The organism is Nitratireductor sp. WH36-1, assembly GCF_058725515.1.
Window position 1 is genome coordinate 335,995 of sequence record NZ_JBZXDP010000002.1, and the last position, 21,836, is coordinate 357,830.

The 21,836-nt window shown below is 62.1% G+C and carries 19 protein-coding genes; 7 read left to right on the forward strand and 12 right to left on the reverse strand.

Annotation, left to right across the window (positions count from 1 at the left end):
* Positions 1–2: 2 nt before the first annotated feature.
* Positions 3–833 carry a phosphonate ABC transporter, permease protein PhnE gene (phnE, locus tag AC4PTT_RS20735; RefSeq protein WP_113156677.1) on the forward strand — a complete coding sequence of 277 codons (831 nt, stop codon included), beginning with the start codon at positions 3–5 and terminating at the stop codon, positions 831–833.
* A 128-nt stretch (positions 834–961) separates the two neighbouring features.
* Here the strand turns inward: phnE and AC4PTT_RS20740 are convergent, their stop codons facing one another.
* The 3 genes from AC4PTT_RS20740 to AC4PTT_RS20750 all read right to left on the reverse strand — a co-directional run bounded on the left by AC4PTT_RS20740 (position 962) and on the right by AC4PTT_RS20750 (position 4,085).
* Positions 962–2,260, reverse strand: coding sequence for a TRAP transporter large permease (locus AC4PTT_RS20740; protein ID WP_113156676.1), 1,299 nt, complete (start codon positions 2,258–2,260; stop codon positions 962–964).
* Positions 2,257–2,730: a TRAP transporter small permease gene (locus tag AC4PTT_RS20745; protein ID WP_162742415.1), complete on the reverse strand. Its 474-nt coding sequence runs from the start codon at positions 2,728–2,730 to the stop codon at positions 2,257–2,259. The genes AC4PTT_RS20740 and AC4PTT_RS20745 overlap by 4 nt, the downstream gene beginning before the upstream one ends.
* Positions 2,731–3,026: 296 nt before the next feature.
* Positions 3,027–4,085: a TRAP transporter substrate-binding protein gene (locus AC4PTT_RS20750; protein WP_113156674.1), complete on the reverse strand. Its 1,059-nt coding sequence runs from the start codon at positions 4,083–4,085 to the stop codon at positions 3,027–3,029.
* A gap of 304 nt (positions 4,086–4,389) precedes the next feature.
* Between AC4PTT_RS20750 and AC4PTT_RS20755 the strand changes: the two genes are divergently transcribed.
* Together AC4PTT_RS20755 and hisD are read left to right on the forward strand one after the other, a co-directional pair.
* Positions 4,390–4,935 carry a cupin domain-containing protein gene (locus AC4PTT_RS20755; protein WP_113156673.1) on the forward strand — a complete coding sequence of 182 codons (546 nt, stop codon included), beginning with the start codon at positions 4,390–4,392 and terminating at the stop codon, positions 4,933–4,935.
* Positions 4,936–5,110: 175 nt separating this feature from the next.
* Positions 5,111–6,427, forward strand: a complete 1,317-nt coding sequence (gene hisD, locus AC4PTT_RS20760) for a histidinol dehydrogenase (protein WP_297562201.1) — start codon at positions 5,111–5,113, stop codon at positions 6,425–6,427.
* A 705-nt stretch (positions 6,428–7,132) separates the two neighbouring features.
* Here hisD and AC4PTT_RS20765 read toward each other — a convergent pair.
* The 9 genes from AC4PTT_RS20765 to AC4PTT_RS20805 form a co-directional block, all read right to left on the reverse strand.
* On the reverse strand, positions 7,133–7,345 hold the full coding sequence (locus tag AC4PTT_RS20765) for a hypothetical protein (protein WP_492162628.1): 213 nt from the start codon (positions 7,343–7,345) through the stop codon (positions 7,133–7,135).
* An 83-nt stretch (positions 7,346–7,428) separates the two neighbouring features.
* Positions 7,429–8,493 carry an ABC transporter ATP-binding protein gene (locus AC4PTT_RS20770; protein ID WP_492162629.1) on the reverse strand — a complete coding sequence of 355 codons (1,065 nt, stop codon included), beginning with the start codon at positions 8,491–8,493 and terminating at the stop codon, positions 7,429–7,431.
* Between the two features lies 1 nt (position 8,494).
* Positions 8,495–10,564, reverse strand: coding sequence for an ADP-ribosylglycohydrolase family protein (locus AC4PTT_RS20775; RefSeq protein ID WP_492162630.1), 2,070 nt, complete (start codon positions 10,562–10,564; stop codon positions 8,495–8,497).
* Positions 10,561–11,688, reverse strand: a complete 1,128-nt coding sequence (locus AC4PTT_RS20780; protein ID WP_492162631.1) for an ADP-ribosylglycohydrolase family protein — start codon at positions 11,686–11,688, stop codon at positions 10,561–10,563. The genes AC4PTT_RS20775 and AC4PTT_RS20780 overlap by 4 nt, the downstream gene beginning before the upstream one ends.
* Positions 11,689–11,768: 80 nt before the next feature.
* Positions 11,769–13,184, reverse strand: coding sequence for an extracellular solute-binding protein (locus AC4PTT_RS20785; RefSeq protein ID WP_492162632.1), 1,416 nt, complete (start codon positions 13,182–13,184; stop codon positions 11,769–11,771).
* Positions 13,185–13,206: 22 nt separating this feature from the next.
* Positions 13,207–14,100, reverse strand: a complete 894-nt coding sequence (locus tag AC4PTT_RS20790; RefSeq protein ID WP_113156657.1) for a carbohydrate ABC transporter permease — start codon at positions 14,098–14,100, stop codon at positions 13,207–13,209.
* On the reverse strand, positions 14,100–14,948 hold the full coding sequence (locus AC4PTT_RS20795; protein ID WP_210344136.1) for an ABC transporter permease: 849 nt from the start codon (positions 14,946–14,948) through the stop codon (positions 14,100–14,102). The genes AC4PTT_RS20790 and AC4PTT_RS20795 overlap by 1 nt, the downstream gene beginning before the upstream one ends.
* Positions 14,949–15,088: 140 nt before the next feature.
* Positions 15,089–16,135, reverse strand: a complete 1,047-nt coding sequence (locus tag AC4PTT_RS20800; RefSeq protein WP_224873253.1) for a LacI family DNA-binding transcriptional regulator — start codon at positions 16,133–16,135, stop codon at positions 15,089–15,091.
* A gap of 167 nt (positions 16,136–16,302) precedes the next feature.
* Positions 16,303–17,217 (reverse strand): LysR family transcriptional regulator, encoded by a 915-nt coding sequence (locus AC4PTT_RS20805; RefSeq protein WP_113156655.1) that lies wholly within the window; start codon positions 17,215–17,217, stop codon positions 16,303–16,305.
* Between the two features lie 132 nt (positions 17,218–17,349).
* On the opposite strand from AC4PTT_RS20805, the gene AC4PTT_RS20810 reads away from it, so the two are divergent.
* From AC4PTT_RS20810 to AC4PTT_RS20825, 4 genes are read left to right on the forward strand one after another with little or no spacing between them, the layout of a single operon-like run.
* Complete coding sequence (locus AC4PTT_RS20810) at positions 17,350–18,633, forward strand: TRAP transporter large permease (RefSeq protein WP_113156654.1); 1,284 nt, start codon at positions 17,350–17,352, stop codon at positions 18,631–18,633.
* 30 nt (positions 18,634–18,663) lie between these two features.
* Positions 18,664–19,647, forward strand: coding sequence for a TRAP transporter substrate-binding protein (locus AC4PTT_RS20815; protein WP_113156653.1), 984 nt, complete (start codon positions 18,664–18,666; stop codon positions 19,645–19,647).
* A 15-nt stretch (positions 19,648–19,662) separates the two neighbouring features.
* Positions 19,663–20,196, forward strand: a complete 534-nt coding sequence (locus tag AC4PTT_RS20820; protein WP_246747111.1) for a TRAP transporter small permease — start codon at positions 19,663–19,665, stop codon at positions 20,194–20,196.
* 30 nt (positions 20,197–20,226) lie between these two features.
* Positions 20,227–21,678 carry an N-acyl-D-amino-acid deacylase family protein gene (locus AC4PTT_RS20825; RefSeq protein WP_492162633.1) on the forward strand — a complete coding sequence of 484 codons (1,452 nt, stop codon included), beginning with the start codon at positions 20,227–20,229 and terminating at the stop codon, positions 21,676–21,678.
* Positions 21,679–21,836 lie beyond the last annotated feature (158 nt).

The following is a 21,836-nucleotide window of genomic DNA, read 5'->3' on the forward strand; positions in this document are numbered from 1 at the left end:
CCATGACCGCTGCCCCGCACGCCGACATTGCCCGCCTCAGGCGCACCCATCCGCAACTCTTCTCCCGCCCCCTGTCCGAAAAGCTGCGCGACTGGGCCCTGTGGCTGGGCTTCTTCGCCCTGCTCGGTTTCGGTCTCTGGTGGATCGATGCCTCACCCATGCGCCTGATTGCGGGCCTCAACAAGCTCGGCCTTCTGGTCACACTGATGATCCCCCCATGGCCCGGTGATGGTTTCTGGGAATACTGTCAGGCCATGCTCGAAACGCTGGCGATGGCCTTTCTCGGCACGCTCATTGCCGCCATCGTCGCGCTGCCGCTCGGCTTTCTCGGCGCAAAGAACATCGTGCCGAACTGGCTGTTCCACTTCAGCCTGCGCCGCTTCTTTGACGCCTTTCGTGGCATTGACGGTCTGGTCTGGGCGCTGATCTTCGTTTCCGCCGTCGGCCTCGGGCCGTTTGCCGGCGTCCTCGCCATTGCCGTGGGCGATGTGATGATCTTCAGCAAGCTCTTTGCCGAAGCCATCGAGAACACGGATCGAAAGCCCGTCGAAGGCGTTCGCGCATCGGGCGGCGGCGATGTTCACGTCATGCGTCTGGGTGTCTTCCCGCAGGTCTTCCCGGTCATGATGAGCCATGTGCTCTATTTCTTCGAGTCGAACGTCCGCTCGGCCACCATTCTGGGCATTGTCGGCGCAGGCGGCATCGGTCTGCAACTCTCCGACCGCATCCGCATCAACAACTGGCAGGAAGCCGCCTTCATCATCCTGATGATCCTGGTCACTGTGTCGGTGATCGACGCCGTATCGCGCCGGATCCGCGCGAAACTGACCTGAGACACCGCGCAAGAAAAAAGGGGCGGCTCATCACGCGCCGCCCCGAACAGGAGTTCTGCTTCTTGTTCTTTTTGTGAGGGGCGGGAATGGCAGTCGCAACCGCCATTCCATCAATCACGCCCCTCCACTCACCAGCCAAGCAGTCTGGCGAGTTCTCGCGGGAGTTCGGTCGTCAGCGCCGGCACATAGGTCAGCACCAGAAGCACAACCAGCTCCATAAGGATGAAGGGCCGGACCTGACGTATCAGGTCTTCCAGCTTCACCCGGCCCACGGCCGCACCGATGAACAGACCCGAGCCAACCGGCGGCGTGTTCAGCCCCAGCAGAAGATTGACGCAGAAGACCACGGCGAAATGCACCGGGTCCACACCGTAACCATCGGCGATCTGGGCAAAGATGGGTCCGAAAATGATGATCGCCGGGAACAGGTCGAGCACCGTGCCGATGGCCAGGAGCATCACGTTGAGCAGCAGCAGGAACACATATTTGTTCTCAGTCACAGAAGTGAAGAACTCTGCGAGATAGCGCGGCACGCCCTGCGTGGTGAGCACGTAGGACAGGATACTGCTCGTCGCCAGCAGGAGCAGCATGATGGAGCTGACCTTGGCCGAGCTGAAGAAGATTGACGGCAACTCGGCCAGCTTCAGCGTGCGGGTCACGAAGAAGCACACAACGAGCGCATAGACCGAAGCGACAGCAGCAGATTCCGTGGCCGTGAAATTGCCGCTCAGCACGCCAAGCACGATGATACCCGGCATGACCAGAACGATCAGGCTGCGCAGGGTGATCTGCACGATCTCGGCGAAGCTGTAGCGCGTGGTGCGCTTCTCGTAGCCGCGCTTGTGGCTGATCCAGTAGTTCATCACCATCAATGCAAAAGCAACGAGAATGCCCGGAACGATGCCGGCCAGGAAAAGCTGGCCGATCGATACATCGCCCCCCACCGCCATGGCGTAGATCACGAAGGTGAGGCTGGGCGGAATGATCGGCCCGATCACCGACGACGCGATGGTGATGGCCGTCGCATAGGCGCGGTCATAGCCCTTTTCCGCCATGGCCGGAATGAGCACGGAACCGAGCGCTGTCGTATCGGCGGAGGCCGACCCCGTGATGCCTGCGAAGAAGACGCTGCCGGCAATGTTGGTGTGCCCCATGCCGCCGCGAAGACGGCCGACCAGCATGTCCGCGAACTCGGTCAGGGAGCGCGTCATGCCGCCGCGCAGCATGATTTCACCCGCCAGAACGAAAAGCGGAACAGACACCAGCACGTAGGATTCCATGCCGATATACATGAAGTGCGACAGCAGAACGAGGCTCTGGTCACTGGCAACCAACGCGGCAAGGCTTGCCGCGCCGATGGCGAAAGCCACCGGCATTCCGAGCAGCAGGAATACGAGGAAGCTGGCGAGAAGAATGATGAGGATCACGACGAACGCCTCCAGATCGCGATGTCTTCGGCGATGAGACGCAGGCAGACGAAGATATAGGCGGCGCAGCTGACCGGAATGGCCAGTTGCGGAACGGCGCGCGAAATGCGCAGCGAGCCCGTTTTCAGGTTCCAGACAGACTCGACCTTGTCGATTGCGCCCCAGATGACCGCCGCACAGAAGATGATGATGATGACATGCATCAGGGCGCTGATCGCAGCACCCGGACGCGGCCCCAGCATGTCGACGAAAAACTGAATGCCGACATGACCGCGCTCATTAAGCACATAGGCCGCTGCCAGCATTAGACCCCAGAGCATCAGAATGACGCTGAGTTCTTCAGGCCAGGGCAAAGCGCCAACCGTGGCCCGCATGACCACCTGGAGCGCAATGACCACCATGATGGTGGCTATGCAGCCCGCGATGAAAAGCTGTATCGCGCTGTCGAATAGTGTCAGCAGACGTTTCATGGAGATGCTGCCTCTCGTTGGATTCATTCCTGTCGGGGGCCTGTCGGGGGCCTGTCAGGAGCCTGTCGGGGAGCCTTTCGGCAGCCTCTCCGGGGCCATGTGACTGCACCCGTGGCGGTTTGAGCGCACGCCAGCGCCGGCAACCTCTTAGCCGAACTGTCCGGTTAGGCAATCGCGATGTCGGCGGGCGCAGGTTTCCCACAGCATGCGTGGCCGCCCGTTGCTGAGAAGCCGCCTCGACACGAAAAGGCTCGCGGCGCGCCTCGGCAGCGCCGCAAGCCATATTGCAAAGCTGGTTAGTTGCCGCCCAGCCGCTTCTCGATGGCGTCGACTTCGGCAAACACCTTGTCGACGATCTCTGCGCCGATGGTTTCCTTCATCCACGGAACGACGGCCGCCTGGGCCGCATCACGCAGACGGGCGCGCTCTTCTTCGCTGATCGGGCGCACGTCGACGCCGTTCTCTGCCAGAACCTCGAGCGCATCAACCCGGTTGCGGTAGCTGGCGATGCCGAACTCGGCAGCTGCGCCGATTTCCGCGCCGCGCTTCAGAACCTTGCGCTGCTCGTCGCTAAGCGACTGCCAGAAGTTCTCGTTGACCAGGTAGAAGTTGACCACGCCGATGCTGTTGTCGAGCGTAACGTTCTTGGCGACCTCGTAGTATTTCTGGTCGACCATGATGCCGAGCGTGTGGCCAAGGCCGTCGATCACACCGGTGCTGATGGAGGTGTAGATCTCACCCCAGGAAACCGGCGTTGCAGCCGCACCGAGCGCTTCCCATGCCTTGATGGTGAGCTGGCTGCTCGGCAGGGTGCGCAGCTTCAGACCATCGAGGTCTTCCAGCTTGTCGATCGGGCGCGTCTTGTTGATGAAGTTGTAGAAGCCATAAGGCGATGCGGCGAGAACGCGCACGCCCATGTCTTCGGCCATCATCTCGTTCAGCTCGCCGAAGGTCTCGCTCTCGAAGAACGCCTTCATCACGAACTCGTCAGGGAAGAGGTAAGGTGTGAACCACGCCAGCATCGGCTCATATGCGCCGGTCAGCGTCTCGTCACCCTGCACCATCTTGTTGATGCCGAGCTTCGCGCCTTCGAGCAGTTTCTCCGTGTCGCCAAGCTGGCCGGAGTGAAACAGCTCGACAGCGATATCACCGCCGGAAGCAGCCTCGACATACTGTGCGAAAGCCTGCCAGCCCTGCGAGTTCGCGCCGGTGGGCGATTCAATGGTGCCGATCTGAAGCGACACGGACTGTGCAGCGGCTGCAACGGTGAACGCCGTGGACAGAAGGAACGCCTGTGCGCCCTTCGCCAGCATGCGCGCCGGGACGGAGCTGCGGATTTTTGTTGCGAAAGTCATGATCGATAATGCTCCCAGTTTTCGATTTTCCAAACGCGCTCGCGCCAGCGCTCCGAGAGCGCTGAAACACGACTGTCCTGTGATGCTGCTGATCTGCTAAAGCCGAATTCGTGTAGACTGCCGCGAAACGAGACCGCCCCTCCACAGGCCCACTGGACATCAAGCAACAACTAGCAGTTCGCCGGGGTCAGCGACAGGCGATCAGCAGGGGCGTCTAGAATACTCAACACGGGTCTGAGCGGGTAGCAGACCGGTACGCATCGGGCGCATCTTTCGCGACCGAAACAATGGATGGAGACAGAACGTGGCCAAGATCGGACACAAGATCAGCGACCTCAGGCGGCGGCGTCAGTTGACCGTGCGTGAACTGTCGGCGCGCTCAGGCGTCTCCCACTCGACGATCTCGCTTATCGAGCGCGAGAAGGTCAGCCCCTCCCTGAACACGCTGCAGGCGATCCTCGATGCGCTGGGCAGCACGCTGGTCGGCTTCCTCAGCGATGTCCACCTCGGCAGCCACAGCCCCTTCTACAAAGCCCAGGATCTGGTCGAAATCGGCAATGTACGCGGCATTTCGTACAGGCTCATCGGCATCAACCATCCGAACCGGGCGCTCCAGTTCCTCAAGGAGACCTATAAGGTCGGCGCTGACACGGGCGGTGACCTTTCCCACGAGGGACAGGAAGCCGGCTATGTGATCTCGGGGCAGATCGAGGTTACGGCCGGCGACAAGAAGCGCGTGCTCGGCCCCGGCGACGCCTATTATTTCGACAGTCGCGAGAAGCACCGTTTTCGCAATGTCGGCGATGAGCCGGCTGAGATCGTCAGCGCCATCACCCCTCCGACCTATTGATCTTCTGCGCCGGTTCGACTGAAAACCGAACTGTTTCAGCAGCAGAGAAACTCTGGAAAACCGGCGTTTCGCGCTCATTTTGGTGCAAATATCAACCATGTGATTGAGATAATTGACACTGCGTTTGGGCGAGATTTAAGGAGGCTTGGGTTTATCCATCCGAATGAGGTTCTTCATGACCATCGACGCCGAGCGCGCGACGCCAGTTCCGGGCGCCGCCTATTTTCGCAAGCCCCAGGAGAGCATTCTGGCTGACAACGATGCCATTGAAGGCACCGTTAAACAGATTCTCGCCGACGTACGCCGCGATGGCGATGCAGCGGTAAGAGCCTACAGCGCCAAATTCGACAATGTCGAACTGGACGCCATCGAGGTATCGCAGGAACAGATCCGCACCGCCCTCGACAATCTCGACCCGGCCATGCGCGAAGACACGCTGTTCGCCATCGAGCAGGTGCGCAATTTTGCCGAGAAGCAGCTCGCAACCATGCTGCCGCTCGAAGTCGAGACGCTGCCGGGCCTGACGCTCGGCCACCGCGTCATCCCGATCGAGCGCATCGGCGCTTACGTGCCGGGCGGCCGCTATCCGCTCATGTCCGCACCGATCATGACCATCGTTCCGGCCAAGGTCGCCGGCTGCGACGAGGTGATCGCCTGCCTGCCGCCAAGCGCCCATGAAGCCATGATCGCCGGCTGCCACCTTTCGGGCGCAGACCGCATCTTCCTCATCGGCGGTGCCCAGGCCATCGCCGCCATGGCCTACGGCACCGAAAGCGTTCCGCGCGTCGACAAGATCGTCGGCCCGGGCAACGCCTATGTGAACGAAGCCAAGCGCCAGGTCTTCGGACCGGTCGGCATCGACCAGCTCGCCGGCCCGAGCGAAGTGTTCGTCATCGCCGACGATACCGCAGCTGCCGACATGGTGGCGATCGACCTTCTGGCGCAGGCCGAGCACGATGTGCGCGCCCGCGTCGGCCTCATCACCACCAGCCCTGCGCTGGCCGAGGCCGTGGAAGCCGAGGTTGCCCGCCTTCTCGCAGAACTCGAGACCAGCGCGGTTGCAGCCGAATCCTGGCAGCGTTTCGGCGAGATCGTCCTGTGCGACGATGTCGACGCCATGATCGCCTATTCCGATCTGGTCGCTCCCGAGCATCTTGAGGTCATCACTGCCGATTCCGACGCTGTCGCAGCAAAGCTGCGCAATTACGGCTCGCTGTTCATCGGCGCGAACGCCTCGGTTGTCTACTCGGACAAATGCTGCGGCACCAACCACACGCTGCCGACGGCCGGCGCCGGTCGTTACTCCGGTGGTCTATGGGTCGGCGCGTTCGTCAAGGTGTGCACGCATCAGCGCCTGACCACCGAAGCCGTAGCAGAAGTCGCGCCGCATGCGGTTCGCCAGAGCCTTTATGAAGGCATGGAAGCCCACGCCCGCGCCGCCGACTATCGCCTCGTGGCCGCTGGCCTCGGATCGAAGATCACGAAGAACTGACGCAAAGCGTCACCCCGCACATGAACCCCCGGCGGCGAAATCTCGCGTCGCCGGGGGGGCTTTTTCGGGTATCTCGTGGTTGGATTTACCTGTCACCAGTTTGGTGTATTCCCACACGATGTGCGGGCCAAGGCAGGGTCGCAACAAAGGCCTGCAATCCGGCTTTCTGGACATCTGCTTTCAACGGACACAGTTTCCCAACTTTGTTCAGGAACCTTCACTTAGTGCATTGGTTCCGCACTAATACGCAAGGGCACGCTCCAATGAGCTTCAGGAAGAGCGCCTAGATTAAGCAAATTTCTACGCCGATCTCATCCTGCAGCTTTGACAGTCGTATAGACTGGCAGCGAAGAGCAGGCTGCCTCAAGAAAGCCACCGCACTAAAGCCATCTGCTCCAGTCCCGAATTGCCTTCTTGAGCGCTTCTGTCGGGCGACTTGTGAAGGCACTGTTGGGATAACGGAGATAGAGCGGCAGGCCAGGCATCGCATTGCCGGAGTGGACCATCGAGCATGTGATTGAGATTCAGGCGATGACCCGCTCACGAAGTGAAACGCCCAATTCCAATACGCGCGACATTCTTGGCCGCCCTGCACGGCCCCTGACGGACCTACCTGCGCGAACTACTCAGCGCAGTTGCAAGGGCATGTGTCATCGCCGAGACGCAAACACTGCGAGCTTGGGCTAAACCAAGGCCTTCTCGAACCTAGCCGTCCCCTCCCGGGATCGCCTGCAACAGCGACTGCGTGTAGGGGTGCCGGGAATGGATGAACAGCTCACGCGGTTCCGCTTCCTCGATAATGCGGCCCCGCTGCATGACGCAGATCCGGTCGCAGAGTGAACTGGCAATACGCAGATCATGGGTGATGAACAGCATCGCGAAGCCAAACCGCTCCTGCATCGTGCCCAGAAGTTCCAAAACCTGAGCATTCTGGCCCGCGGGACCGCACAGACCCGCCGCCACACCCGGCGAGCCTTCCGGTCAGCCTCCCCCGATCCGGATCACAACAGGCGTCCACCGGTCGCCGGGTCGAAGACCAGCGCGCGTTCAGCGGGGATGCCAAGCGCGATCTGGCGTCCGGGTTCCAGCCCGGCTTTCGCCGGAAGAACGGCGGCCATCTCCTGCCCCGCGAGCGAGAGCGTCACTTCGGCTGTCTCGCCGGTCGGCTCCACAAGCAGCACCTCGGCCACAGGACCTGTTTCAGAGATCTCGATCGTCTGCGGACGAATGCCGTACGTCACCTCGGTGCCTTCAGCCACGTCCAGCGGCCGCCCGAGCGGCATGGTGACGCCGCCGTCCAGAACGACGTGATGCGCGCCTTTCGCACCTGCCTTCGCCTTGAACATGCTGATTTCGGGCGAGCCAATGAAACTCGCCACAAAGGCTGAGTTCGGATTGTTGTAAAGCTCGGAGGGCGGCCCGATCTGGGCAACATGACCGTCATGCAGAACGACGATGCGGTCTGCCATCGTCATCGCCTCGGTCTGATCATGCGTGACATAGATCGTCGTCTTTGCGAGCCGCTGATGCAGCTTCTTGATCTCCGACCGCATGCGCACACGCAGCTTGGCGTCGAGGTTTGAAAGGGGCTCATCGAACAGAAAGGCTTCCGGATCGCGGACGATGGCCCGCCCCATGGCGACCCGCTGCCTTTGGCCACCCGAAAGCTCTTTGGGCAGACGGTCGAGATAAGGCTCAAGCCCGAGTATCTCGGCGGCCTGCCGAACCTTCGCGTCGATCTCGGATTTCTTGACGCCTGCGAGACGGAGCGCAAAGCTCATGTTCTCGGCAACCTTCATGTGCGGGTAGAGCGCATAGGACTGAAAGACCATCGCCAGCCCGCGCTCCTTCGCCGGAACCCGGTTCGCAACCTTGCCGTCGATGATGATGCGGCCCTGCGAAATGTCCTCAAGCCCCGCCACCATACGCAGGAGCGTGGACTTGCCACAGCCCGAAGGTCCGACGAGGACGACGAACTCGCCGTCCTCGATATCGAGATTGATGTCCTGCAAGACCCTGGTTCCACCATAGGTCTTGCCAACATTCTCCAGCTGGATCCGTCCCAAATCAGCCCTCCAGTATCTCGAAGCGGCGGCAGATCACGACACCGGCGCAACCGAGCCTGAGACCGGCCATGCCGCGCGGATGCCGGCTGTCAGTCGCCGAGACAATTTCCTTGCCGTCGATGGACAGGGTGAGCGTCTCACCCTTCGCAGCGAATGTCAGGGTCACGTCCTGCCCCACCTCAACCGGCGCAGCCGCAAGGATCTCGGTTCCGAAATCCTCGCGGAGGATCACAGCCTGGCCCTCGTGGATGCCCGCCGCATAGAAGCGCTCATTGCCCGAGGCGCGCACGCTGACCAGATGGCTCTCGCCCTCGACACGGGAGATCTGCGCCGTCGCAGTCTGGTCGGTTGCGAAGGCGTGACCGGTCCAGAGATCTCCGTCCTTCGTCGCCTCACCGCGAATGCAGCCATCCGACAGGCCCCAGCTTCCGCGATTGAAGCTGAAACGGCTGACAGAGCCCCATTCCTCGGATTCGATCTGCGGGTTGATGACCGTCTTGCCGGCTCCCGTCACGGTGAAGCTGCGGATCAGCACGTTCATGAAAACGCGGGCTTCCGCCGTCTGCTTCATCAGGATGCCAATCTCGTCAATAGCCTCCTCGCTGTCGGGAAGCGTGAACCCGATGACCTGCCAGTCCTCCGGCAGAAGCGACCATTCTCCCAGTTCCCGCACTTCGCCGGAAGCGGCAAAGCGGACATAGGGAACGAACGTCACCTGTCGCGGACCTTCGAGCGCCTCGGTACCCGTCAGGGAAATCTCGACGCGCTGGCCCGAGGCCGTGACGGGTGAGAGCATCGGACGATAGCGGTTATCGTCAAACTCGCATTCCCGGTAGAAGGGCTTCCAGAACACGCGGCCATTGTCGCCAGCGGCCCAGCGGTCGATCTGGACGGTGATCGCGCCCTCGGCGTTGCCCGGCAGTGTGCGCAGCCGATGCGAACCTTCCGCACGAATGCCATGGCTTGCGCCCGGCAGCGCGAAGTCGAAATCGACGGCGCGGGCGAGCGCCTTGTCGGCCCAGCCCTCCGGGATCGCATCGCCCCGTCGACGCAGCGCCAGCACAGCGAAATCGCGCGCGGCCGAGGGCATATCAACGATGTTGAGCGAACCGGTCACCGCCGAGGTGATCAGGATGTCGTTGATCGGACGACGCCATTTGGCCCAGTGTGGCTGAACACCCTGAAGCACGCCTGCAATGTTTGCGGCATTGCCCGCATTGCAGTCGGTGTCCCAGCCACACATCGAGGCCACTGCCGCCGTGCGCGGCATGTCGCCCTCACCATAGAGCAGCGCCAGTGCTGTCACGCCCGCATTGGGGATCACGTGGCAGACGCCGGTCCATTTGTCATAGCCGAAGTCACGCTCCAGCATGTGAAAGCAGCCGCGCCAGTCTTCGGGGTTCGCCGCATGGTAGGCTGAAACCGCATCGAGAACACGGGCATAGTGCGAGCCGTCGGCAACCAGTGCGCGCGCGGTTTCATGCACTTCGGCGATGGTCGAAGCGGTGAAGGCCGCCGCCGTCGCTCCGGCGACATAGGCCGCGCCGTGCAGCGCTTCGCCGTCATGCGACACGGAAGCCATGATCCGCGCGAGCCGCGCGGCTTCCCCGGGCTTGCCAGGGCAGACCCAGCCCCAGCAATCCGAAAAGATCTGCCCGCCGATCTGTTCGGCTTCGATCTGGCCGCGCAGCTTGATGCTGCCCGAGGTCGGCGCGGTGACACCGTCCTGAAGATAGCGATAGGCCGTTTCCTCGGTGGAGATATTGAACCCGCCCCACCAGAGCATTCCGTGGCCGTCACCGATATAGTTCAGCCATGTGCGCCCGGCGGATGCGTAAGTCAGCTCATCGCCTTCGTCCCAGAGGGCGCGCACAAAGAAGAGCGGTCCATTGGTGTCGTCGTCCGCCGCGAAATTGCGGTAGTCGCGCACATAGTCATCGATCTCGCCATAGACCTCGCGGATCAGCTTTTCGGTCCAGACCGTCGGTTCGACCGGCGCACCAAGGCGCACGCCAACGGCCTTGCCGATCAGTCCGGCATAGATCTTTTCGCGGATGCTCTCCGGGGTCATTCGGCAGCTTCCTTCTTGTCCTGTGCGAAGATTGCGGCACGCTGCGCAGCCCTTGCGCGCGCAGCCTCTTCATCCCCCTGGATGATCGCCTGCGCAGCGGTGGTGAAACGGTCTGCGCTCTCGGAGAGGCAGAACCGGTTGGCGCTATCCAGAAGCTCGGCGTCATCCTCATCGATCACCGAAGGGCCATGCATTGCCCCGAGGATCGCGCCGACCATCACACCGATGGAATCCGTGTCGCGGCCCGAGTTGATCCCGTCGATCACCCCCTGCCGGAAATCACCGCCGGCCGTGATGCAGAACCCCAGCGCCAGCGGCAACTCCTCGATCGAAAGCAGACGCGAGGGCTGGTAAGCAGCGGTCGCCACCCCGGCCTTCTCGGGCCCGTGCGCAACGTTGTCCCCCATCGGCGAGAACGGCGCGATAAGGCGATGGAACGTGTCGGTGACCTCGTCGGCTTCGGCTCCCTTGCGGGCAAGCTCCCCGGCGGCAGCAACGATCTCGCCGATCGCCGTGCGGGTGCCGTCATGGGCGAGATCATAGGCCGTCTGAACGACCTCGGAGAGCGTCGCGCCCGGTACGAAAGCCTGTGCAATCGCAGCGGCAAACACACCGGCGGCCTCAAGGCCATAGCTTTGCTGATGGCCCTCAGCGAAATTGATCGCCTCATCATAGGCCGCGCGCGGGTTGCAGGCGTTCACAGCGCCCACCGGCGCGATATACATCGTCGCACCGCAGTTCACCATGTTGCCCACGCCGCCCTGACGCGGATCGCAGGCCGATAGCTGCAGACGCTGGAAAATCCATTTCTCGGGATAGAAGAGGCGTTCGATCAGCGGCGTCTCGCGCTGCAGCTCGGGCACCCAGCGGCTTTCCCATGCGATTTCGCGCACCATGCCTTCAGCCATGTCCCAGGCGTCCAGATGGCGGCATTCGCGCTCATAGATCCGCATCAGCGAAAGCGTCATTGCCGTGTCGTCGGTGGTGATCCCGTTGCCGCGAACCCTGCCCTTGCGCTGATCCTCGCTCTGCCCGTCACGATGCCACGCGGTGCGCAGCGAGGTCACCCGACCATAGCGCTCGCGGATTTCGGCTGCAGAAAGTTTCTCGACCGGGGCACCCATGGCGTCGCCGAAAGCGACGCCATGAACCATTGCCCGGACGCGACCACGGAACGGGGAGGTTCCGTCTTGTCCTTGCTGTGTCACATTACGGTCCTTGCATGATCAGTCATTGCCTGCCCACCAGCGGCCAGCCAGCCCGCAACGAAGGCATCCCAATCGTTTTCGGTCGACAGTTCGCCGGAGACGAAGCGGAAGACATTGGTGCGGTAGTAGGTCTCCGCCCCGTCCACAGCCGCCGCCAGATCCGGGGACCAGACGAAGGTATTGTCGGCGCGGAAGAAGTCGACGCCCTGCTGAAGCGCGCTCTGGGCCAAAGGCGACAGAGGGCTGAGCGGCGGCTGGTGGTAGTTCGGGTTTGCATAGATGAAGCGCGGATACCAGGCGCCGAGCTTGTCGGTCGCGGTCAGCGTATCACCTTCGCGGGTGTAGTGTTCGCCCTCGAAGCCGAGGCGCTCCATCATCTGCCCTTCCGGGGAAGCCACGAAATCGAAGAAGGCCATGATGGCGTCGGTGTTCTTCGTGGTGACCGGAATGGCGAAGCCCCGGCTTTCCTTGCTGACATCAACGGCCTGAATGCCGGCGGGCGGGGTCAGAAGCACCAGCTCGGCGCCGGGGTTCACCTGCGCCATCTTGGCTTCGTAGATGCCCACGACCGGGCCGGCCGTGCCCATCACCACACCGACCTGGCCAGTGTAGAACTTGTCTTCCTTCACTTCCCAGTTCGAGGTGATGAATTCCGGATCGAGCACCCCGTCGGCGAAGAGGCTGGCGTACCAGGCGAGCTTGGCGCGCTCGCCCTCGCTGATGCGCGAGTGGATCAGTTCGCCATCGGCGTTCTTCATCCAGGTCTGTTCGATGCCGAAGGCCGGATCGAAGATCGCGTCCAGCTCGGCAGTGTTGTTCGGCGCGATGATGCCGTGCTTCACGGCTTTGCCGCCGATCTCGGTGCCGGGGATGGCGCGCAGAAGCGCATCCCATTCCTCGAGCGAGGTCGGCGCGGAAAGGCCGGTCGCTTCCAGAAGGTCCTTGCGCATCACCGGCGCCTTGGTCCGTGCCGGGTAGACATAGAGCAGATGCGGGTAGTTGCCGAGCCGCGCGGTATTGTGCGGCCAGAGCGCCTTGCTCAAATGTTCGGTTTTGGCAATCAGCGGGTTCAAATCCATCAGCACGCCCTGCTGCGCGATCTGCTCGTCACCGCCCTGGAAATAGATGATGTCCGGCACGTCGCCCGAGAGCAGCATCAGGTTGAGCTTTTCCGCATAGCCTTCGGACGGCAGATCGATGATCTCGATCTTGATGTCGTGGCCACGCGCGGCAAGAGCCTCTTCGATGCGTGCGACATGGGCAACATCTTCCGGGTTGCTCGTCAGCAGATCCTTCATGACGATCCGGATCGTGCCGCTTGCGGCCATTGCCCTGCCCGGCAGCATTGCAAGCGCCGGTGTTGCGGCAAGCCCTGCAAGCAGGGCGCGACGGGATATGGTTAGGTCTTTCATCATTTCCTCCCTGAATATGCGGTCATTTGAGGGCACCGGACATGGTTCCCTTGGTGAAGTAGCGAAGGATGAACGGGTAAATCGCGAGGACGGGCAGGATGGTGAACAGGATCATCCCGGCGCGGAACGCCCGGAGATCGATCTGGCTCGCGCCCTCGTAATTGTTCATGGCCTGAAGTCCGACGATGGCGGCCTTGTCGCCGACCACGACGAACTGGCGCAGCACAACCTGCAGCGGCCACATGTCCTGATCGTTGAAATAGATCATCGGACGCAGGAAATCGTTCCAGTGATAAACCACGTAGAACAGGGTGATGGTCGCCAGCGCCGGTCTGGCGAGCGGCAACACCACGCGCCAGAAGACCTGAAACGCATTTGCACCGTCCAGCGTCGCTGCCTCGATGAGCTCTTCCGGAACCTCCTCGAAGAAGCGGATCAGGATGATGAGGTACCAGGCGTTGACGAGCTTGTAGATGATGACCGAAGCATAGCTGTCGATCAGCCCCAGGCGTCGCATCACGAAGTAATCGGGAATGATCCCCGGTTCGAAGACAATGGTCGCAAGGATCAGCACAAACAGGGTCCGGCGCAGCGGCAGCTTCTTGCGTGACAGCGCCCAGGCCATCATGGCGGTAAACGTGACGTTGAGGATCGCCCCGACGAGGGTGATGAAGATCGAGTTCATCAGCCCGCGCTGCACCGCCGGGTGGCTTGCGAGGAGTTTCCAGATATCGATCGAGAACCCGTCCGGCACGATATCCATGCCGCTCATCCCCGGCACGCGGGCCGGATCGGAGAGCGAGATCGCCAGAAGGTTCAGGATCGGCTGCACCGTCACCACGACGATGGCGATAAGGACGGAATAGATAATCGCTTCTTCGAGCCGTTCCATCCGGGTCTTGTTGCTGGATGCCATCACCACACCCCCTTGCCTGTCAGTCGCTTGGACAGCGTGTGCGCGCCGATCATCAGGATCATCCCGATCACCCCCTTGAAGAGGCCGGCGGCCGTGGCGAGCGAGAACTGCCCGCCGGTGATACCGAGCCGGTAGACATAGGTGTCGATGATGTCGATCTTGTCCCGGATGGCGTCGTTGGTCAGGTTGAAGACCTGATCGAAGCCCGCGTTCAGGAAGAGCCCGACATGCAGGATGAAGAGCGTCGCAATCGTCGGCACAATGCCCGGCAGCGTGATGTGGCGCATCTTCTGCCAGCGCGATGCACCATCCATCTCGGCAGCCTCATAAAGCGCCGGATCAATGGCCATGATGGCGGCGAAATAGAGCAGGCTGTCCCAGCCGGCGCTGCGCCAGGCCTCGGACCAGACCAGCACCCAGCGGATCGATCCGCTGTCAGTCATGAAGCTGCGACGGTCGAGACCGACGAAGTCGCGCAAATCGTTGACCACGCCATTGGACGGCGAGAGCGCTGCAATGAAAATGCCCGCGATCACGACCCAGGACAGGAAATGCGGCAGATAGATCACCGACTGCACGCCGCGCCGGAAACGTCCCGAGCGCACCTCGTTCAAGAGCAGAGACAGGATGATCGGAAGCGGGAAGACGAAGGCGACCTTCATCGCGCTGATGATGAGCGTGTTCTTCAGGACCTCGAAGAAGGTCGGCGACGCAAAGAGCTGCGCAAAATGCTTGGTGCCGACCCAGACATTCGGACCGATGATGCGCAGATCCTCAAAGGCAAGCCGCGCCTCCCAGATCGGCAGGTAGTGGAACAGCCCGAAGTAAATCAGGCCTGGCGCCAGCATCAAATAATAGGGCCACCATTCGCGCACCCCGTCCCGCAGTCTCGCACCACGCGAGTTATAGGCATCGGCCTGTCGAGGCCGTGTGCGATTGGGAACGTTCCCAATTTCGGGCGAAAAAGCCCCTGTCCTGTCGTGCTTTGTCACGTCGCTGTCCTCTCCTCCCCGCGAACGACGCGCGGCCCTTCTCTTGTCGGCAGCGTCCCCCGCTCAACGAGCGAACAGGGCAGCGACATGTGCGGAACATCCTCATCACCAGCGATCTTCCGGCTCAGCAATTCAAATGCCCGCCGGCCAATATCGCGCGAAGGCTTCATGATCGTTGTGAGTCCCGGCATCGAGACCTCCGCCGCCGGCGTTCCGTCGAAACCGAGAATGGCCACATCCTCCGGGCAGTTCAGCCCGGCCTCCCGGACGGCATGAAGCGCGCCCAGCGCCATCATGTCATTGGCCGCGAAAACAACGCGCGGCACACCGCCCTGAAGCAGCCGCTTCATGGCGTCGCGACCACCCTCAATGGTGTAGTGACCGTCCTGAAGCCTCAGCCCCTCGACCGGCCAGCCCTGCGCCGCGCCAAACTCGCGAACAGCGCCAACGAACCGCTCCCGCGCGGTACGATGCGGATCGCCGACCAAGAGGGCCGGCATTCCGAGATCGGCCTGAACAAGTCGCTCAAGCCCGAGCTGCACACCCTGCGTAATATCGCTGCCGACCGAAGGCAGTTCCGGAAACCGTTCGGCCGACGAGCCGATCAGCACCAGCGGAACCTGGCTGCGGGAGAGTTCATCCAGCCCGTTCTGGACCGGATTCACAATCGCGCCATCGACCCGCGACTGGGTCAACGCCATGAGATGCCGGCGCTCGCGCTCGGGATCCCAGTCAGAATTGAAGATCAGGACAGAGGCCATCTCTTCCGTGGCCGCATCCTGCGCACCACGGGCGACCTCGGCCCAGAAGGGGTTGGCAATATCAGGGATCAGAAGGCCGACCATGCCGGTGCGCCCGGACCGCAGGGACCGCGCAAGCTCGTTGCGCCGAAAGCCGGATGCCTCAACGGCCTCGGTCACCTTGCGACGCGCCTCCTCGGACACATTCTCCGCCCCGGACAGCACACGGGACACGGTGCTCTTGGACACGCCAGAGAGCCGCGCAATGTCGATAATGGTCAGGGAAGCGGCGTTATCCGTCACTCTGATTCTGTCCTCCTCATCTTCTTCATTAGCATGAGCCCTTGCTTGTGGGAACCTTCCCACGGAGATTCTGTCCATGCCTGATCAACGGCACAGCATCATGGGCAATGGGGACATCCACCGACGTGAAGCACACCACGCCGAAGCGCGCAGGACGCGCCCCGCTCCTAAAACTGCATCTTCCCTGCCCGCCAGTCTGCGAGCATTCCACGTATTTCCTTGAGGAAGAGCTGGCTGGCCACTTTGCTCGCCGTTGCACCCATGGAGATCGACTGGATATCGAGCGGCAGGTCGGGCTCCAGCGGCAGCGTCACCAGCCCATCCAGACCGTGAAAGGCGGCGGTAAACTCATCGACCACCGCAGAACGCTGCATTGCCAGAACGAGATGGGGTACGGAAACCAGTGTGTTGCCCGTCACCGTATTGTCGAAAGGCAATCCGCGCTCCAGAAGCGCCTCGTTCAGCACACGCCCGATGGGACCGCGCGGGGTTAGCCCCAGCATCGGCACAGAGCTCAGATCTTCCAGCCTGACACGGTCCAGCCGGGTCAGCGGGCCGTCCTTTGGGCTCAGTACCACCAGACGGCCACGCCCCAGCGGCTCTGTGGATATGTCGTCAGCCTGAAACCTGCCAATGACGAGCCCTACATCGACCATGCCCGCACGTATCGCCTGAACCTGCTGCTGCGCCGTCCCCACATCCACGGCCACGCGCAGGCCCGGCATCGCATCCAGCACCCTGCGAAGCGCGGTGGGCACGAAATAGGGAGCGAAAAGCCCGACCGACATCACCAGAAGGCGCGTGCCGACGCCCTTTCGCAGCGAGTCGATGCGTTGTTCCAGCCGGCTGATCCCGTCATAGAGAAAACGGCTCTCATTGTAGATGGCGTCCGCCTCGACGGTCGGGATCACGCGCCCCTTGTCGAGCACGAAAAGCGTCAGGCCGATGGCCGCTTCGAGGTCACGCAGATGGCGGCTGACCGTGGGTTGCGACAGGTTCATTTGCCGCGCCGCCGCCGTGATCGACTGCCGCTCGTAGACCGCGCAGAAAACCTGCAAACGCTGCAAAGTCAATGGTTTCATGGCCGCGCTGCCTTCCCGTTTTTCCGCCACTCCATAGAGAAATGCTATGGAATAGTGAAAACTTTTCTATTTTCTAACGCAAGCGCTTTCGCCAGATTTGTGTGAGCCATCGGGGAGGGGAACCCAAGAGCCATGCAGGCGCCGCTTATCATCGCATTCACCGTTTTCGGCCTCATGGCCGGCGCCGCCATTGCCTATGTCATTGGCGCTTCCGCGATCCTGACCTTCATTGCCGCAGACCGTCAGATGTATATGGCGGTGCTGCCCCAGCGGCTTTTCAGCCAGCTCGATGTGTTCGCCTTTCTGGCCATGCCGCTGTTCATCTTCGCGGGCGATTTGATGAACCGTGGCGGTCTGGCAACCGCGCTGATCGATTTCTGCATGTCCTTCCTCGGACGCCTCAAGGGCGGCCTGGGCCATGTCAACGTGATGACTTCGGTGTTCTTTGCCGGCGTATCCGGCTCGGCGGTCTCCGACGCCGCCGCACTCGGCAACTCGCTGGTGCCCGAGATGCGCCGGCGCGGCTATTCGCTCGACTACGCTGCGGCCATCACCGGCGCATCGTCGATCATCGGCCCGATCATCCCGCCGTCGTCCATCCTGATCTTCTATGGCGCGCTGATGGAGACGAACGTCACTGCGCTTTTCGCCGCCGGCATTCTGCCCGGCCTGCTGCTGGCCGGCGTTCTGATGGCGATCAACGCCTATTACGCCCATCGCGACAACCACCCCGGCGGCCCGGGCGAGGACGTGCCTGCATTCTTCCCCTCGCTCCTGAGGGCCCTGCCCGCCATGACCCTGCCGGTGATCATTCTCGGCGGCACGCTGTTCGGCTTCATGACGCCGGCTGAAGCGGCAGCGGTGGCCGTGATTGCGGCTCTGGTGGTCGGTTTCACCCATGGCAATCTCACCTGGAGCCAGGTGGGCGCAAGCCTGCAACGCACGGCGGTGATGCTTGGCGGGCTTTTCATCATCCTGTGCGCGATCTCAACCTTTTCCTACATCGCCGCGCTTCTGCAATGGCCGCAGGCCATCAAGGCGACGGTGGAAGACTGGAACCTCAGCCCGCTGCAATATCTGATGCTGATCAACCTGATCTTTCTGGTGGCCGGCATGGCGATGGATGTGAAGGCCGCCGTGGCGCTGTTCGCGCCGATCTTCGCACCTGTCGCAATCGCCATGGGCGTCGACCCCGTGCATCTGGGCATCGTGATCTGTTTCAACATCACCACCGGCCTTCTTTCGCCGCCGCTTGGAGGGGTTCTGCTGATCCTCGCGACCACGGTGCGCATGAATTACTGGCGGCTGATACGCGCCACCCTGCCCTTCTTTCTGGCCGAAGTCGCGCTGCTGCTGGTGCTCACCTATTTCCCGGAGATTTCTCTGGCCATTCCACGCCTGTTGGGGCTCGCCTGACGGAAAACGAAACAAAACGGAGGAGAAAAAATGAAGTTTTTACCCAAAGCCCTCGCCATCTCGGCGCTTGCGCTCATGACCGCCGCTGCACAGGCCGCTGACATCAAGATCGCCATGAACGGCGCCGACGATACGGCGACCAACCCGGAAGCAGCCTTCGCCCACGGCTTTGCCGATGCGCTCAAGGGAACCGAATTCGAGGTCTCCATTTTCCCGTCCGGCACGCTGGGCTCGGAAAAAGAGCGTTTCGACCAGGTTGCCCAGGGCCTTCTGGAGGTCAATCTCGCCGCCCTTTCCACCGGTTTTGGCATGTCACCGCTGATGAAGGGCGTCCAGCTCCCGTTCTTCTTCGAGAACCGCGAACAGATCGACGCCGTGCTTTCGGAAACGGACATGCTTGAGCAGATGAACGGTCCGCTTCTCGACAATGGCGTGCGTTTCGTGGACGTCAATTACATCGGCATGGATATCGGCATTCACAATTCCAAGAAGCCGATCGCCAAGGTCGAGGACATGTCCGACCTGCGCTTCCGCGCGCTCAACAGCGAGCAGATCGCACTGCAGGAAGCGCTGGGCGCAACCGGCACGATCGTCTCTTGGTCGGAAGTGGCAAACGCCATCCAGACCGGCGTTGCCGATGGCTATTTCAACCCGCCGAACTCGGCCATCCGCACCGGCCACACCGAGTTTCTGAAGCACTTCACGCCCGCCGACATCACGCCGTCCTCGCGCATCGTTCTAATTTCGGAAGACTGGTACACATCGCTGGGTGATGAGGAAAAGGGCCAGATCGACGCTGCCCTCGCTGCCGGCAAGAAAGCGAACAGGGACTGGGTCAACAACTGGGCCAGCGAAGTGCGCGCAAAGCATGAAGCCGCTGGCGTGACCATCACCGAGCTTGCCGAAGGCGAACGCGGAAAGATGGCCGAGCTGGCCCGCGCCACCTGGGCGACGTCTCTGCCGGACGACCAGCTGAGCATCTGGACCGAAGCCCGCGACTCCGTCGCAGACTAAGCAATGGCCGCCCCCATGAAACACATCGCCAAATCCGTCATCCGCTTCAGCAACGGACTCGATCGTCTGGCCACAGTGATGGCCGGCGTGGCGCTGGTGATCCTCGTGGGGGCCGTCATGCTGCAGGTGCTGGCGCGCTATGTCTTCAACCAGCCGCCGGCCTATACAGAGGAGCTGGCCCGATACGCGATGATCTGGGCCGGCCTCATGGGCGCCACGATATCATTCAAGCGCCGGTTCGATCCGGCGCTCTTCACCGGGGAAGGTTCACGCAACGCCCTTCTCGGGCTTGCCGCCGCGCTGATGCGGTCGGCCGTGGTTCTGATCTATCTTCTGCCGATCCTCTGGTACGTTTTCTACGGTCCCAACATGAACCCGGCGCGCGGTTTTCTGCTGCGCCACAGCCGCACCATGGCCGACGCACTGCCCTTCAGCACCTTCTGGGTGGCCGTGGCCGTTCCGATCATGATCGTCTTCATTCTCGTTCATCTCGCCGCCCGATGGTGCGGCGATGACGGCGTGCCGCCTGCGGACAGCGACGCCACCTGACCTTCGACATAACAATACAGGAGCCTTCCCATGCACGCTGATCTCATCATCCGCGGCGCAGACATCATCGACGGTACAGGCGCCCCCCGTCGCAAGGGTGATGTGGCCGTGTCCGACGACCGCATTGTCGCCACCGGTGACCTGCAACACTGGACCGCCGGACGCGAGATCGAAGCGAAGGGCCGCGTCGTAGCGCCCGGCTTCATCGATCCGCATGTGCACCATGATGCCGCGATGCTCACCCTGCCCGACATGGAGTTCATGACATCGCAGGGCGTCACCTCCGTCATCAACGGCAATTGCGGTTTCTCCATCGCGCCGCTCGTGCCGAAGGGCGAGATCCCCGCCCCTCTGCGCATGATCATTGAAGATGAGGCGCTGCGGTTTGAAACCTACGCCGCCTATCGCGACCGGCTTCTGGCGGAACCGGCAGCGGTCAATGCAGCCTGTCTGATCGGACACTCCACGCTGCGCGTGAACGAACTGCCCGACCTGAACAAAGCCGCCGATGCAGCGCAGCTGAAAGAAATGTGCCGCAAGCTCGACCGTGCGCTGGGCGAAGGCGCAATCGGGCTCTCCACCGGCCCTTTCTACCCACCCGCACGCGCCTCCACCACTGAAGAGCTGATCGAGGTGGCGAAGATCACGCAGGCCCACGGCAAGCTCTATGTCACCCACATGCGCGACGAGGGCGACCGCGTGGTTCAGGGGCTTGAGGAGACCTTCACCGTGGGGCGTGAATCCTGCTGCGGTGTGCATGTTTCCCATCACAAATGCGCCGGGCTCGCCAACCACGGTATGTCGGTCACCACGCTGAAAATGATCGACGATGCCATGCAGAAGCAGGATGTGGGCCTCGACACCACACCGTGGATTGCGTCATCCACCATCCTCGATTCCGGCAGGCACAGGCAGGCGACCCGCGTGATCGTGGCTGAAAGCGAGCCCTATCCGCAGATGGCTGGCCGCGACCTGTCCGACATCGCCGGGGAATGGGACACCGACATCGACACCGCGCTGCAGAAGCTTCTGCCCGCGACCGGTATTTTCTTCATCATGAGCGAAGACGATGTTCAGCGCATCCTGTCTTACGAACACACGATCATCTGTTCGGACGGCATCCCCAGCGGCAAGCACCCCCACCCGCGCGTCTGGGGCACATTCCCGCGCGTGCTTGGTCACTATGCCCGCGACCTGTCGCTGTTCTCGCTGGAAGAAGCCGTGCGCCGCATGACCTCCATGCCAGCAGACCGCTTCGGGCTTGGCGGTCGCGGTCGCATCGCCGTCGGCGGCTTTGCAGATCTCGTCATCTTCGATCCCGAGACCATCGCCGAGGGCGCAACCTTCGAGACGCCAATCCGCCCGGCGGTGGGCATCGACCGGGTGTTCGTCAACGGACGCGAAGTCTGGGTCGATGGCGAGAAAACCGGCGCCCGCCCCGGCCGGCCGCTCGAACAGACCGCCCCGTGCATGGTGGTCTGACGACAGAAATACCGGCCCGTCCCTCAGGAGCTTGGACGGGCCAAACGCTTCCGTTCAGCCAACGGAGGCGTGGTGGACCTGCCGGCCCGTTGGCCGCATATGGCCTTGACTGCGCATTCGCACGACGTTACGCATATTTCGACAATCATCGAAATAAG

Excerpts from the sequence above, each read along its gene's own strand:
- AC4PTT_RS20810 (WP_113156654.1), top strand. The coding sequence starts at position 17,350 with ATGCAGGCGCCGCTTATCATCGCATTCACCGTTTTCGGCCTCATGGCC.
- AC4PTT_RS20780 (WP_492162631.1), bottom strand. The coding sequence starts at position 11,688 with ATGGGTGCCCCGGTCGAGAAACTTTCTGCAGCCGAAATCCGCGAGCGC.
- AC4PTT_RS20820 (WP_246747111.1), top strand. The coding sequence starts at position 19,663 with ATGAAACACATCGCCAAATCCGTCATCCGCTTCAGCAACGGACTCGAT.
- AC4PTT_RS20775 (WP_492162630.1), bottom strand. The coding sequence starts at position 10,564 with ATGACCCCGGAGAGCATCCGCGAAAAGATCTATGCCGGACTGATCGGC.
- phnE (WP_113156677.1), top strand. The coding sequence starts at position 3 with ATGACCGCTGCCCCGCACGCCGACATTGCCCGCCTCAGGCGCACCCAT.
- AC4PTT_RS20815 (WP_113156653.1), top strand. The coding sequence starts at position 18,664 with ATGAAGTTTTTACCCAAAGCCCTCGCCATCTCGGCGCTTGCGCTCATG.
- AC4PTT_RS20785 (WP_492162632.1), bottom strand. The coding sequence starts at position 13,184 with ATGAAAGACCTAACCATATCCCGTCGCGCCCTGCTTGCAGGGCTTGCC.
- AC4PTT_RS20805 (WP_113156655.1), bottom strand. The coding sequence starts at position 17,217 with ATGAAACCATTGACTTTGCAGCGTTTGCAGGTTTTCTGCGCGGTCTAC.
- AC4PTT_RS20790 (WP_113156657.1), bottom strand. The coding sequence starts at position 14,100 with ATGGCATCCAGCAACAAGACCCGGATGGAACGGCTCGAAGAAGCGATT.
- AC4PTT_RS20825 (WP_492162633.1), top strand. The coding sequence starts at position 20,227 with ATGCACGCTGATCTCATCATCCGCGGCGCAGACATCATCGACGGTACA.
- AC4PTT_RS20745 (WP_162742415.1), bottom strand. The coding sequence starts at position 2,730 with ATGAAACGTCTGCTGACACTATTCGACAGCGCGATACAGCTTTTCATC.
- hisD (WP_297562201.1), top strand. The coding sequence starts at position 5,111 with ATGACCATCGACGCCGAGCGCGCGACGCCAGTTCCGGGCGCCGCCTAT.
- AC4PTT_RS20795 (WP_210344136.1), bottom strand. The coding sequence starts at position 14,948 with ATGCTGGCGCCAGGCCTGATTTACTTCGGGCTGTTCCACTACCTGCCG.
- AC4PTT_RS20750 (WP_113156674.1), bottom strand. The coding sequence starts at position 4,085 with ATGACTTTCGCAACAAAAATCCGCAGCTCCGTCCCGGCGCGCATGCTG.